This is a genomic window from Bacteroidetes bacterium GWF2_43_63 (genome assembly GCA_001769275.1).
Classification (GTDB): domain Bacteria; phylum Bacteroidota; class Bacteroidia; order Bacteroidales; family DTU049; genus GWF2-43-63.
Genome location: MEOQ01000044.1, coordinates 42,772 through 57,056 on the forward strand (window position 1 = coordinate 42,772; position 14,285 = coordinate 57,056).

General features: G+C 43.1%; 11 protein-coding genes. 5 read left to right on the forward strand and 6 right to left on the reverse strand.

Annotation, left to right across the window (positions count from 1 at the left end; all coding sequences use genetic code 11):
• Positions 1-59 precede the first annotated feature (59 nt).
• Positions 60-1,319 carry a hypothetical protein gene (locus A2W93_07800; GenBank protein ID OFY53072.1) on the reverse strand — a complete coding sequence of 420 codons (1,260 nt, stop codon included), beginning with the start codon at positions 1,317-1,319 and terminating at the stop codon, positions 60-62.
• Between the two features lie 508 nt (positions 1,320-1,827).
• On the opposite strand from A2W93_07800, the gene A2W93_07805 reads away from it, so the two are divergent.
• Positions 1,828-4,731, forward strand: a complete 2,904-nt coding sequence (locus A2W93_07805; protein ID OFY53073.1) for a hypothetical protein — start codon at positions 1,828-1,830, stop codon at positions 4,729-4,731.
• Between the two features lie 723 nt (positions 4,732-5,454).
• Here the strand turns inward: A2W93_07805 and A2W93_07810 are convergent.
• The gene (locus A2W93_07810) at positions 5,455-6,360 is read right to left on the reverse strand and encodes a transporter (protein OFY53074.1); all 906 of its coding nucleotides are present in this window, start codon (positions 6,358-6,360) and stop codon (positions 5,455-5,457) included.
• Positions 6,361-6,539: 179 nt separating this feature from the next.
• Between A2W93_07810 and A2W93_07815 the strand changes: the two genes are divergently transcribed.
• From A2W93_07815 to A2W93_07825, 3 genes are all read left to right on the forward strand, one after another.
• Positions 6,540-7,604 carry a hypothetical protein gene (locus A2W93_07815; GenBank protein OFY53075.1) on the forward strand — a complete coding sequence of 355 codons (1,065 nt, stop codon included), beginning with the start codon at positions 6,540-6,542 and terminating at the stop codon, positions 7,602-7,604.
• 84 nt (positions 7,605-7,688) lie between these two features.
• A complete protein-coding gene (locus A2W93_07820; GenBank protein ID OFY53076.1) occupies positions 7,689-7,886 on the forward strand; it encodes a hypothetical protein in 198 nt (65 codons plus the stop codon).
• Positions 7,887-8,054: 168 nt separating this feature from the next.
• Entirely contained in the window at positions 8,055-8,237 is a 183-nt protein-coding gene (locus A2W93_07825) for a hypothetical protein (GenBank protein ID OFY53077.1), read from the forward strand.
• A gap of 463 nt (positions 8,238-8,700) precedes the next feature.
• On the opposite strand, the gene A2W93_07830 is transcribed toward A2W93_07825, so the two are convergent.
• Both A2W93_07830 and A2W93_07835 read right to left on the reverse strand, forming a co-directional pair.
• A complete protein-coding gene (locus A2W93_07830; protein OFY53078.1) occupies positions 8,701-8,958 on the reverse strand; it encodes a hypothetical protein in 258 nt (85 codons plus the stop codon).
• A 271-nt stretch (positions 8,959-9,229) separates the two neighbouring features.
• Entirely contained in the window at positions 9,230-10,858 is a 1,629-nt protein-coding gene (locus A2W93_07835) for an amidohydrolase (protein ID OFY53079.1), read from the reverse strand.
• Positions 10,859-10,885: 27 nt separating this feature from the next.
• Between A2W93_07835 and A2W93_07840 the strand changes: the two genes are divergently transcribed.
• Positions 10,886-11,086, forward strand: coding sequence for a hypothetical protein (locus tag A2W93_07840; GenBank protein ID OFY53080.1), 201 nt, complete (start codon positions 10,886-10,888; stop codon positions 11,084-11,086).
• Positions 11,087-11,238: 152 nt separating this feature from the next.
• Here the strand turns inward: A2W93_07840 and A2W93_07845 are convergent, their stop codons facing one another.
• Both A2W93_07845 and A2W93_07850 read right to left on the reverse strand, forming a co-directional pair.
• Positions 11,239-12,126 (reverse strand): hypothetical protein, encoded by an 888-nt coding sequence (locus A2W93_07845; GenBank protein OFY53083.1) that lies wholly within the window; start codon positions 12,124-12,126, stop codon positions 11,239-11,241.
• Between the two features lie 84 nt (positions 12,127-12,210).
• Positions 12,211-14,280 carry a hypothetical protein gene (locus A2W93_07850; GenBank protein OFY53081.1) on the reverse strand — a complete coding sequence of 690 codons (2,070 nt, stop codon included), beginning with the start codon at positions 14,278-14,280 and terminating at the stop codon, positions 12,211-12,213.
• Between the last annotated feature and the right edge of the window lie 5 nt (positions 14,281-14,285).

Here is a 14,285-nt window from a genome sequence, read left to right on the forward strand (position 1 = left end):
AAAGCAGAAATACCCATAGTCTTTATTGGAAATTCCGTTTCACTCGGTTTGAAGAACTATCATTCCGGTTTCGGTTGACAATCGGTACAGTTGGATTTGAGGTTTTCGGAGATTCTGGTAGTGGCTGCTATTCTGATTTGATCGGTTGGAACAATGGAATCTGTGTTTTCATTCATAAGCGCCTCCATTGGGGTGAGTCCGTTGAGAGAACCATGTGGGCGAATATCGTTGTAATCATGAACCATTTCGGAAATTATTTCAAGCGCTTTGTTCTGTTGTCCTGTAAAATCGCGGGGCCAGTAATTGCTTTTGAAAATTTTGTTTACTGCTTCTACAACGGAATTGGAAAAAGAGGTATCGATCTGTGCAATCACAGAATTAATTCTGTATTGAGATGAAGAAGCGAATGTGGAAACACAACCTTTATTCTCTGAACCGTCATCGGAAATCAAAGTGAAGTCTTTCAAATTGTATCGCTCAATAACTTCTTTCAGGTTTTCGAGTGTGAGCATGGCGGTCTTATTCAATGCGGCTTTCCATCCAAGAATCGCCTTAGAGAAATTATCGACGATAAATGAAATATACAATTTCTGAACGTCATTCAAACGTACTTCAGTAATATCCACATGCAAAATTTCAAAAGGCTGCTTTGCGCGAATTCCAATTTTTCGCTTTTTCGATTTGCGGAAACGATGCAGTCCTGAAAGGCCCATTGCGCGCGCATAGAGATAAAAGGTTGAACGCGACATTAAAGCGGCACGGTCGCGCATCATGCGGTAATAGACCGAAACCAATGGCCAGCGCAAAAAATCGGGATGCAGCAAATAGTCGCGAATTGCACTTACTTCCAGCGGTGTAAGCTGATTGTAAAAGATTTTTCTGCAGCGAAACATAGGCTCATGCACGCATGAAACCGAGCGTTTCCAGTAATGATAAAGCTGTGGCGAAAGATCAAACGAAGTCAAAGCGCGCTTCAGTCCAGTCAATGGAACCAGTTGCTCAATGGCTTGCAGAATATCGTTTTTGTGAGCAAGAAATATTTGTTTGCGATCTTTTACCTGCAACAGCAATCGGCGATACATGCCAGCTATGATCACCAGCGCACGTGCAATCCGCAACAGGCGCTTGTTTTGCGCGATCGTTCGCAACACATCGGTGCTTTCCTGTATTTCCAAAGCAAAATCAAGTCCGACTAAATGATTATATCCGCGTGTTTTCCAATTGTGTCGTGTACTTGCAGGAACAGCGCAACAGATGTCTGCCGGCAATATTCCTAGATTGTAAGCTATTGCAAGATTGGTATGATAGGTGCGTTTCATGAAGCAAACAACTGCATTTCGCGAAAAGTATTTTGCCTGATGATTTTGAATTGATCAGATCATCAGAATTGTTATCAAAACCTGCATTTCCCCTACCTCGCATTGCGACTGTATTACAGACCAATTATTCAAGTAAAATCAGAGCTCTGATCTTCTTCAAATCTTCTAAAAAAGTGTTCGAATTCAGCATTGTGTGGTCTACCAAAAAAACAGAGTGAGAATCAGAGCGAGAGCGAAGGTTCTCACTCTGTTTTTCTACGTACTCGCTCTCACACTCGCTCCTGAATCAGAGCGAGAGCGAAGATTTTCACTCTGTTTAAATTTATACCACTATAAATCAATCTATCAAGATAATCAAATAAGGATTATACACACATTTAGATCTATTTCTGCGTATTCATACACATTTTTAGATCTATTTTTGCGTATTTGATAAAACTGCATATGTTTTTGCTACTCGACATTTCGTCAAATTCATTACATTTGCCTACTCTCCCCTCAAGTTTGTATGATAAAACGATCTGCTGTTTTTCTTCTCCTGCTGATTCTGACAACCGCTGTCAGCGCCCAGTATTACATGCTTGGCGAGGATGCGGCTCATCAGAAATGGTATTGCATTGACACCAGACATTTTCATCTTGTTTTCCCTGAATCATTTCTGAATCGCGCACAATCACTGGCCAATCAGAGCGAACAATATTACAGCACTGTGACGGGATCGCTCAACCATGTTTCGCGAAAAATTCCGGTGCTTATTCACACTGGATCGGTGGTGGCGAATGCCTACAGTCTGTGGACACCGGAGCGTACCGAATATTTCATGACTCCTTCGCAAAACAACTATTCTCACAACTGGCTCCAGCAGCTCATTATACACGAGAATCGCCACATGGTTCAAATGGATAAACTCAATCAGGGATTGACAAAAGCGCTCGGATACGTAGTCGGAGAACAGGCGGTAGCTTTAACGCTCGGATTATTTATGCCGATGTGGTATATGGAAGGCGACGCCGTTACTACCGAAACAGCCTTCAGCGAAAGCGGGCGTGGGCGCATTCCTTCCTTCGAAATGAAACTGAAAGCCCAACTCCTCACAGAGGGACTTTATGATTTCGAAAAAGCAAGTCTTGGATCTTATAAAGATTATATTCCAGATCAATATTCTTTTGGATATTATTATGTAGCACAAAGCAGAAATTTTTACGGAACTTCGCTTTGGGACAACGCTATCCGCAACAGTGCCCGCAATTGGTGGCAGCTCAGTCCGATTTCGCACTCATTCAAAAAACAAACTGACTATAATAAAAAACAATTGTATCAGCTGTTTTTTCAGGATCTGAAAGACAGATGGCTCATGCAGGCCGCCGCCAATCAGACGGCCAAATATGCATTGGTGCCACTGCCCAAAAATAAAGTACAGACACATTACAAATTTCCTGAATTTATAAACGACTCCGTTATTGTGGCTGAAAAAAGCGGAATGGATGATTACGCGCGCTTTGTCAGTATCAACATCAACACCGGCGAAGAAAATATTATTTGCAAAGCAGGATTTTATGCATCGGAAGAACTGCCCGCCACCGACGCAATTCCAGTCTTAGCTAAAAACAGCCCCGGCTCATGGACCACCGACAACCTAAGTCTGGCGCAAAACACCATCGTATGGGCAGAAAAAAAATGGCATCCACGGTGGGAACATGTGAGCTACTCGGTTGTTATGAAACATGATTTCGTAAGTGGAGAAACCGTACAACTTACTCACCGCACAAAATATTTCAGCCCTGCTATTTCAGCAGACGGGAAGCGGATTACAGCAGTTGAGTTTCTTACAGATGGTTCATGCAATGTAGTTATTCTTGCCGCATCAAACGGAAACCTGATTGACACTTATCCGCTTGAACCCGGCGCATTTGCTATGAATCCGGAGTTTTCTCCTGACCGAAAACAGATAGTGTGCGTAACGCAAAAACCCGATTTAAAAGGAATTGAAATCCTTGATTTGGAAACAAAAACATGGAGAACAGTTCTGGCGCCATCTGCAGCCGACATTTCAAATCCGACATGGAGAAACGATGGCATATATTTTAATGCCCCTTTCAGCGGCGTGGATAATGTTTACCATCTGAATCCAGCCTCCTGTGCGGTTTCACAGATCACTTTCGATACTTTCGGTGCGTACAATATTTCTTTCAGCCCATCCGGTGAACGCTTTGTTTTTTCCTCGTATCAGAATGCTGGTTTTGTTTTGAAAACGGCAAAGACAAATGAAATTAAACCGCTTGAATTTATATCTGTTTGTAATCGTTGCATAAATCTGGATAGCTGCTATATCGCACAGGAAAAGGCTTTCCGGCCAGACAGTCTTTGCAATGACTCGTTGTATGAAATAAAAAAATACAAGCGTGGACTACAGTTATTCGATCTGCATTCGTGGATGCCAGTTTCGTTCAACACAGATCGTTATAATCTATATCCGGGCATCACTTTTTCCTCACAGAATTTGCTTTCGACTTCGGTGCTCACTGGCGGGTTTGAGATGATCAATGACCACTACCATGCTCGCACATTTGTTGACTGGACCTACACCGGCTGGTTTCCGCAAGTCTCTGTTCATGCATCGATGGGTGCTAACGAAGGCATCGGAAATATTAATGAATTCGAAGATCATTACACCTGGTATATCAAAACAGCCGGGCTCAAAGTGAGTCTGCCACTGAAAACGACAGTCCGCGACTATTTTCAGAAATATAAAATCAGAGCAGGATTGCAAACACATTATTTGCAGCCATACGCGTCGCTGGCTCTGCCACACGGTTTACCATACGGAACAACAAGGTCTGCGTCTGCAGAATTTGAATTCATGAACCGACAAAAAACTGTTTTGCGCGATCTGATGCCACGTTGGGGACAGGACATTTCAATCCATTATCAGCATTCGTTTGGTGGCGATATTGATCTTGGCGAGCAATTGAATGCGGATGCAAAAATATTTATTCCGGGATTTGCAAGACATCACGGATTCAGGATTGATGGGGCTTACATGAAAAAGAATCCGGGCGAATATTCATTCACCGATGACTTTTCGAATCCCCGCGGATATAGAAATATTTTTTCAACAAAGAGTCAAAAAGTCGGATTGAATTACAAATTCCCTTTGTGCTATCCCGATCTGAACATTGGGTCGTTGCTGTATTTCAAGCGACTCAAGCTGAACTTGTTTTATGATTACGGCGAATACAATTTTCAAAACACACGCCGCGTAATAAACTCTGCTGGCTGCGAATGGACCTGCGATACGCATGTGTTCCGTTTTTTCATTCCACTTGATATCGGCTTCCGATATGCATATCTACCCCGCACGCAGGAAAACACTTTCGAATTTCTGCTTGGAATTAATTTCTCGGGCTTCTGATTTTGCCACTAAGGCACGAAGACACAAACATCTTTCTTCCGCTAATGACGCGAATGAACGCTAAGAAAATGTCAACCTCAGCAGGTCTTATGAACGCTAATAGAATCCGCCTTCATCTGCGATGAAGACTGATTCAGCTGAATGGCTCGCAGAGGGCGCAAAGACGCAGAGGAAATCTGCCACTAAGGCACGAAGACACAAACATCTTTCTTCCGCTAATGACGCGAATGAACGCGAAAATCATTTTTTATTACTCTATACACCCATTCGATTAACGCAAATTGAATCACCCTTCATCTGCGATGAAGACTGATTCAGCTGAATGGCTCGCAGAGGGCGCAAAGACGCAGAGAAAATCTGCCACTAAGGCACGAAGACACGAACATCTTTCTTCCGCGAATGGATTAAGACCACATGTACTGCATATTGACGCTAATTGAATCAGTCTTCACCTGCGGTGAAGACTGATTCGGTGGGGGGCTCGAAAATCTCTCGCAGAGGGCGCGGAGAACGCAGAGACGCAGAGAATTTAACCTTAGCCCCAACCTCGACCATGATCTTGTGTTTTGTCCACCGCTGCCGCAAGTCTCATGCCGCATGCCTTCTATATAGCCCCATCTGAGGGCTGACAGCTGACTGCTAACAGCAATTCGCAACGATTGTAACGACTTCCGCTTGCAGCAGAATAAATTCCACGTGTAACGTGTAACGAAAAAAGTTATTTCAAAACGTTCGATCAAGCTCAATATCATCGAGCGAGCAAGGATCTTCGATCGGCTCCAGATGCGTTATTACATTCACCGGCTGGTTAAATAATTCAATCAGATCTTTTTCAATTTCTTCAGCCAGATCATGTCCTTTCTGAACAGACCACGCACCGGGCACAAGCACATGTACAGAAATAAAAATCCGCTGGCCCGCCTGTCGTGTCAGTAAAGAATGAAACTCAATTCCTTTCTGGCGAAATTCTCCAAGTTTTTTATCGACTTTAATATAATCATCATCAGTGATTGAAACATCCATTAGGCCTTGTGCAGAGCGCTTAATCAATATAGCCCCCGAAATCACAATGTTTACGGCAACGGCTATGGCAATAATCGGATCAAGTATCAGCCATCCGGTGAGCACAACCAAAATGATTCCGCCAATTACACCAACCGATGTCCAAACGTCAGTCATCAGGTGTTTGCCATCGGCTTCTAAAACAATGGAACGATGTTTTTTACCGGTGCGGATCAGAATTATTGCCACAACCAGATTGATGATTGAAGCACCTGCAGAAACCAACAAACCAGATCCTGTATTTTCAATTTCAACAGGATTGAGAAGTCGGGGAATAGCTGTTACAAGAATGCTTGCCGCTGCAAGAATAATTAATCCGCCTTCGATGGCGCTGCTGAAATATTCTGCTTTGCTGTGACCGAAAGCATGTTTATCATCTGCGGGACGCTGTGCAATTGTTAGCGCAACTAAAGCAATAACGGCTGCAGCCAGATTCACCAACGATTCGAGGGCGTCGGATAAAAGTCCCACTGAACCGGTAAGCTGCCAGGCAAACGTTTTGAGCGCTATGGTTGCGACCGCTGCCGCTATTGAAAGCCAGATGTATTTTTTAAGTGATACGCTCATTGTTAAAACAATTTTTTTCAGCCCTCAAATTTATAAAGAATGAAACCTGTTGAACAGAAATTACAGTAAAAGTTATTACCGGATTTTAAACAAAAGGATAAATTCATCCAATAAAACAATTATTAATACACTTTAAGTAACCTTTTTGTACTCTTGACGTCTAAAGAAGAAAAATAATCATGAAAAAGTTTTTCTCTTTTTTGCTTTTAATGCCACTGTTTGTTGTAACAAATGCACAAATCGTGATTACCTATGGAGACATGCCTTCTGCCGGGACCTACATCACACAAACAACAGACACAACGCCATCATCGGCATTGCCAGTTTTCATAACTGGTGCAAATATCAACTGGGACTTTTCTGCCCTCAACAATCATGAACCTTATTCAATGGGGTTTTTAAATCCGTCAACAACCCCATATTTTTCCCATTTCCCATCTGCAAATCTTTGCTATTTGGCTCCCGACAGCATGTTCGGATACATCGAAGCGAACCCGTCCTATGTTGTTGCGCTTGGAGCAAGAATGAAAATGGACACGACTGAAATCATCATTCAATATAATCCGGACGACACTATGATTGTTTTTCCATATACCATGGGAACAACCTTTGAAAGCCACCCCAATACAGTTGTGAAAATGTTTTATGGCGATTCCATCAATCTTGGATTTGGTAATGTTTATATTGACAGCATCAGAATGACCCTGAGTTATGACAAAAACACAGTTGTGGACGGTTGGGGAAATGTCTCTACGCCACTCGGTATATATCCGGCACTTCGTTCAACCCGCACCGAAATTATGGAACAGGAAATAGCCGTTCACTATTCAAATATGTATATTCCGGTTAATACAAGCATAGACACTTCTCTTGTTATTGAATGGAGCATGAAAAACACCGGAGTTCCTCTCATTACAATCACGGCAGACGCATCTGATTCCTCTTACAGTTCTGTTGACTGGCTCACTGTTTCACCCTCTTTTGGGTTTAATGAAATGAACAGCAGGAATGTCATAAACATTTATCCGAATCCGGCCACTAATGAAATCACCATTGGTTTTGAGGATGAAACTCCTGAATTTGTGATTGTTTCAGACATATATGGTCGTGAAGTGAAAAAAATAAACACAAATGCTGAAGCAGGAATTCACATTGACATTACCGATTTTTCTTCGGGCGTATATTTCATCAGCGCTGCCAACAAAGGCGAAACCTACGCTACAGGACGATTCATCAAACAATAGACCCTAAACAAACCCATAACTCTGAATCCGGACGGTGATTGCTGTCCGGATTTTTTATTGTCAAAAGATTTTATAATTTAGCCATTGACAAATCAAACAATGCCCCGCATTCAATTCATCACTGATATTGCTATCACCGATTTTTATCCCGTTGGTTCCCCCATGCCTGGAAGAAATTCAAATCCGGACAACTACCGTTTCGGATTCAACGGCAAAGAGAATCAGAGTGAGTTCGCGGCAGCGGCTGAAATTTTCAGAGGATTAATCAATGATTACGATTAAGACCATGAGAAAAATTCTTAAATACAAAGACTATATCACATCATCATTAATTGTATTTTTGGTAGTGTTCGACATATTTGTACTCCAAATAAACAGAGTGTTTTTTGTGATTTCAATTTCAAGTTTGATAATCATTAGTTGTTTCCGTTTTAAATCAAAAAATCAAAAATGAAAATTATATATATAATTCGGAAATATATTCATATCGGATTTGCTATAACATTTTTCATGTTGACAATTTTTCATTATTTTTTCGATCGAAATTCTGCAATTATTAACATTGTGTTTTTTGTTTTATTATTTATTGAATTTGTATTACTACTTTTGTTTTTAATAAAGACAATCAAGTGAATATGTTTTATACAAACAAGGAGTGATCCAATATTTGTTTTGCACTGCACCATCCAAGAAAAATCCTAAAAGCTCATTCAATACTTAAAGCCCCACCCACCAGCGGGGTTTTTGCTTTATTACTCTCAGAAAAGTATTGAAATTTCAAAATTTTCGGGGGTTGGGAAATTTGGTGTGCTTTGTTGGTTTTCGCCGAACGACAGAATATTGGGTGCTTCCCGACATTCTACCGTCAGCTTGAAGGGGTTGACAATACGGCATTGCTGACGTGGAATCGTCGGGAAGAAAGCTGCCTGCAACCAACAGCTTGTCCACCCATCAATACACGACAGTGTTTGATGCCGGCGGAATTCCGTGTCCGCTCCTCTTCTCAAATCAATGTCTGGCAGACGACAGAATGTTGGTTGCTACAACACAGAATATTACAAAACCTCTTTTGATATTATTCCTAAATACTTTCCAATTACTTCTCCAAATCCGAAATAATTCTCATCGCATCTTCCCTGCTTTCACCACAAATCAGCGGATCGAAAACAAATCCAAAACACACTTTCGGGCGATCGGGTGAATCAATCAGCTTACATAATAAATCATCCGTCAGTTGTATGCAACGCACGCCAGCCGGCTTACCGTGCGGCATTCCGGGTATTGGTGATGAAATGCTCGGTGCAATGCAGCAGGCGGCACATCCGGGCCGGCATTGGTGCTGTGTGGTATTCATTGCATGCAAAATTAATGGAATATGTTGAATTGGAAATTTGTACGAGTCAATGGTGCTGCGCGCGTTTTACCGGAGGCCTTGCCATCGGCTAATGTACTTTGCGCCGGAGTTTACTCCGCAGGAGGCGGAGGCGCAACTGATTGAGCTCCGCCTCTGTTTTGATGGCTTCGCCTCTTGACCTTAATCTTGACCTTAATCTGGGCGCGCAGCTCCTGCTTGCAACCACGTGAAACGTGGCAAGCTGTTTTACGTTGACGCGTGACCATCATCTTTATTCCACGCAATAGACAGTCTCTCCGTTCAGGACTGTTCGCAGCACAGTTGCGTTGCGGGCTTCGAGGATCGGACATTTCATAATATCGCGGTCGAGAATTACAAAATCAGCTGCTTTTCCTGCCTCCAGACTGCCTTTCTGTTTTTCTTCGAAATTGGCCATGGCAGCCCAGATGGTCATGCCGCGCAAAGCTTCTTTTCGTGTGAGTGCATTCTCCGGCTGAAAGCCGGCTTCAGGCATACAATCCACATCCTGGCGCGCAACAGCAGCAAAAAAGGTAAACATCGGATTGATATATTCTACCGGAAAATCGGTACCCAGCGGCATCCATCCATTCTGCTGCAGTAGCTGTTTGTAGGCATATGCAAATCGAATTCTTTCGCCAAGGCGCTCACCCGCCCAGTTCATATCCGAAGTAGCATGAGTGGGCTGCACCGAAGGAATGATGCCATAATTGCCAAACAAATCAATATCGTTTTCTGCAAGAACCTGCGCATGTTCGATGCGCCAGCGCAGATCATTTTGCTTTTCATTGTAAAGCGCAAATACTGTCAGCATGAGTTCATTCGCCGCATCACCAATAGCATGCACATTCAGCTGAAATCCATTTTCCTTACATCGCTTTGCCCACAAATGATAATAAGACGTGTCCTGCAATAATAATCCCTTGTTTTGCGGATCATCAGAATACGTCTCCAGAAGCCATGCACCACGTGAGCCCAATGCGCCATCGGCATAAATTTTAAAAGAACGTACCGTCAGTCGTTCGGTGAAATAAGGTTTTTTGAATGCTGCGAAATTTTCTTCGGTTGGATCAAGCATCGCATAGATTCTCATCTTCAGACTACCATCGTTCTGAAGTTCTTCAATCAGCCGGACTGTTTCAAGAGAAAGTCCTGCATCATCAACCGTTGTCAGACCCACTGCAAAGCAATTCTGCTGCGCCTTCAGCAATGCATCGGCCGATTGTTTTTCTGTTGGCTTTGGAATTTTCGCTGAAACAAGTTCCATGGCGTTATCGATCAAAATACCGCTTGGAGAGCCATTTTTAAGCTCCACCCGTCCTCCGCCAATCTTTGTGTCGGAATCAATCATTGCCATTTTCATGGCTTCGGAATTCACCAGCGCTGCGTGTCCATCCACACGGGTGAGATACACCGGACGATTTGGAAACAAGCTGTCTAATTTATTTTTGTCAGGAAAGTTTTTCGATACCCATTCATTCTGATCCCATCCGCGGCCAAGAATCCAACCATCAGGATTTTTTTCTGCCCAGGCTGCCACTCTCGAAATCATTTCTTCTTCCGATTTGCAGGCAATTAAATCGGCTTTTGTGAGATTCAAACCATACCCATAAAAATGACAATGTGCATCAATGAAGCCCGGATACACAGCTTTGCCACCAGCATCAATTACCGAATCACTTTTGTATGCTGAGAGAATTTCTTCGTTGCTTCCGGTTGCGAGAATTTTTCCATCTTTAATTGCAAAAGCCTCCGCCATGGTAAATGCGCTGTCAACGGTGTAAACAACACCATTGTGCAGAATCACGTCAGCGTTTTTTTTGCTGTTGCAGGAAAAAAGAAAAATCATCATAACAAAAAAGAAAAAGTTGTTTTTAATCATAGCAAAGAGATATGGATTTCAAAGGTAATGGATTTCGAAAAAAGGAAAATCAAAAAAAAGAATTCGAATGAAGTTCCCGGCCTCCGAGCCGGGATCTCATGCTATACTGCAGACTTTTTTGTTGATTTTCGTTACCTGTGCTTCGACGGAGTTTACCCCGCCGCCGACATTTCGACTCCGCTCAATGTGACAGCGGGGCTCAGACTGACAGGAGCCAAGATCAAATAAAATTGGCGGGGCTCAATTTGACAGCGGGCGGGTCTCAGTGTGACAGAAGGGTTAAAAAAAAGCCCGGAGTTTTTGCTCCGGGCCTGTAAAGACAACGCTGTTCATCTGATTCCTGTGAATGCAAACAAGAGGAAGTCACTAAAACCTATGCATCACCGATCACCTAATAGAGGGTTATGTGTTGTCTTTAGCGGCAGTTCGTAGCTGATAAAAACTTCGTGAGAGCCCGAACTGACCTTTGTCAGGGTACTTAAAGTAACATCGTAGGAATATCCGATCATGATGTTTTCCGTTGCCATTCCGCCAACGATAATGCTGGCGCCTTCTTCCCATCGACCTGCCAAGCCAGCCCACACTTCTTCTTTCACTTCTACCAATACTGACAGATCCATTCCAATCGGAGCACCACTCACTTTACGCACAAGCAACGACGGCTTCAGATCAACCTTTTCAGACAATCTGAGCGTTGCTCCACCAACCAGATAATAATGACTTTTCAAATCAATTTCTTCACGATCCTTCTTCTTTAAAAATTCACTATTATACAGCTTGGGTGCCGATATTCCGCAATACCAATTGGCCGAGTTATAAAACATGCCAAATCCCACATTAAATTTTGCTGCATTTTTATAAACATCGGAAAATGCCGGATCATATTCCTCTGATGCAAGCTCCACATCGGGCAGATTTGCTGTCAGCGTATATATTCCTGCATTCAGTCCAAATGTAAGTTTGTCACTTTCCGAAAACCTGACGCCATATGAATAATAAGCCATGATATTTCGTTGAGTCAATGGTCCGGCAACGTCGTTGACAATCGACAATCCGGTTCCCATACTTGTGTTTTTTATCGGAGTATGAACCAATAAAGTCTGTGTCTCCGGTGCACCTTTCAATCCGGTCCACTGTGTGCGGGCATGCAACGATGCAATAAAAGCATCTTGTGTTCCCGCATATGCGGGATTAAACACAAGTGTATTGAACATATACTGGGTGTAAAGCCCTTCCTGTTGCCCTGAGGCGATGTCTGCATTGAACATTAAAGCAGCTGCGCAGACAAATCCGAGTGTTTTTATAAGGGTTTTCATTGTTGTTTGTTTTTAAAATAAAACTACTTCTTTGATTTATCTGGAAATATAGACTGAGCCGCTGCGCAATACTGATCCATCGCCGAGGTCCAGAATGTAATAGTATGTGCCTTCGGGCAATTTATAAGTGCCTTTGAGCAGGTCGCTGTTGGAGTTTCCGTCCCACTCATTGTGATAACCTTTCGATTCGAAAATCAGACTACCCCAACGATTGTACACTCTCAGCAAATTGGACGGGAATGCTTCAATACCGATAATATCAAAATTATCGTGGATGCCATCGGCATTAGGTGAATATCCTTCCGGAATCTTCAGATTATGATAACCCAGTATGCGGATTTCAACGGTGTCGCTGCCACGGCAGCCATTGCCGGCTTCACCTGAAACTTCTACAATTGTGTTTTCGGTAATTATGATTGTTCCGTGATCGGCAAACAGATTTGCGAGATTCCACGAATAATAGTCGGCTCCTGCTGCTTGCAGAAATACTTCATCACCAATGTAAACATAGTAAGCTGAAGCTTCAAGTTCTACGTCAGGCGAGGGCTTAACAATCAAACTGATTTCTGTAGTATCCTTACATCCTTCCTTGCTGGTTCCGACAATTGTATAAACAGTATTTACAGATGGTGAGACCTCTACATATGATCCTTCCATGTCTCCCGGGCTCCACAAATAATCTGTGGCTCCAGCCACCGAAAGTTCGATTGATTCTCCGCTGCAAATCGCATCAGGAGTTAATGAAGTCAGTACCGGCTTTTCATTCAGCTTTAGAGTTATCAGATCTGAAGTATTTGGACAAGTTCCAAATGATGTTGCAGTAAGCTTCAAAGTGATTTCTCCCATCTCGCTTGCCGGCGGGTAATACGTTGGATTCAGCCATGCTGGATTATTTAAAGTTCCTTCGCCTGTTTCAACAGTCCACATCAGGCTTTCGTAGTTCAATGCCGAAGCGTCCTTTATTGTGTATTCGGGTGTGCCCTGGCAAAACGCTACATCATAGCCGGCAAAAACTATTGAAATCTGAGTCACAACAACGATCTGTTCGCATGTGCTGTAATTGCCTTGCGCATCTGTAGCTAACCAGATTACCACGGTTGTGCCAATTGGAAAAACGGATGGCGCATTATTGGTAATGTTCAGTACAGAAACATTGTCAGTCGCTGTTGCCATGCCAATTTCAATCACATCAATTGAACAGTAATTTTTGGCAGGCGGACAGAAAATAACCGGAGATTCATTATCAACAACAGTTACATTGTAAGTGCAAATGCTGATGTTGCCGGTGTTATCGACTGCTGTCCACAAAACTGTTGTTGTGCCGAGATTGAATACAACTCCACTCAGCGATAAACCGGTGCCTGTTGTTACTCCGCTGAGTTCATAGGTAAGACTTGCTATGCCATTATTATCGGTTGCAATGGCATCCCAGCCTGTTCCATTGTTCAAATAAGTGCTGAGGCCCGGATCCGTACTTACAACCTGATTATTTCCACTCAGACAGAGGCTGAATACAGGATCTTCGTTGTCGCTAACAATCACATTGAAGATGCATAGCGATACGTTTCCGCTATTGTCGATGGCAGTGTATGTAACGGTAGTTGTTCCGATATTAAATTCTACGCCGGCAAGACTGGTTCCGCTGCCGATTGTTGCACCGCTGAGAACGTAGGTCAGACTGGCCAATCCGTTATTGTCAGATGCAATGGCATTCCAACTGTTGTCGGGCTGTGTATAAGTGTCCTCGCCCAAATCGGTGTTGACTGTCTGATTGTTTCCGCTCAGACAGAAACTGAAAATTGGGTATTCATTGTCACTCACAATCACGTCAAAGACGCATATTGACACATTTCCACTGCTGTCAACGGCTGTGAATGTAACGGTGGTTGTGCCGATATTGAAGGCGACTCCGGCAAGTGTCGTTCCGCTGCCAATGGTAGCGCCGCTGAGCACATAGGTCAAGCTGGCTAATCCGTTATTGTCAGAAGCAATTGCATCCCAGGTGTTGTTGGGCTGTGTGTAAGTGTCAGCGCCCAAATCGGTATTGACTGGCTGATTGTTTCCACTCAGACAGAAGCTGAATATTGGATCTTCGTTGTCACTCACTATCA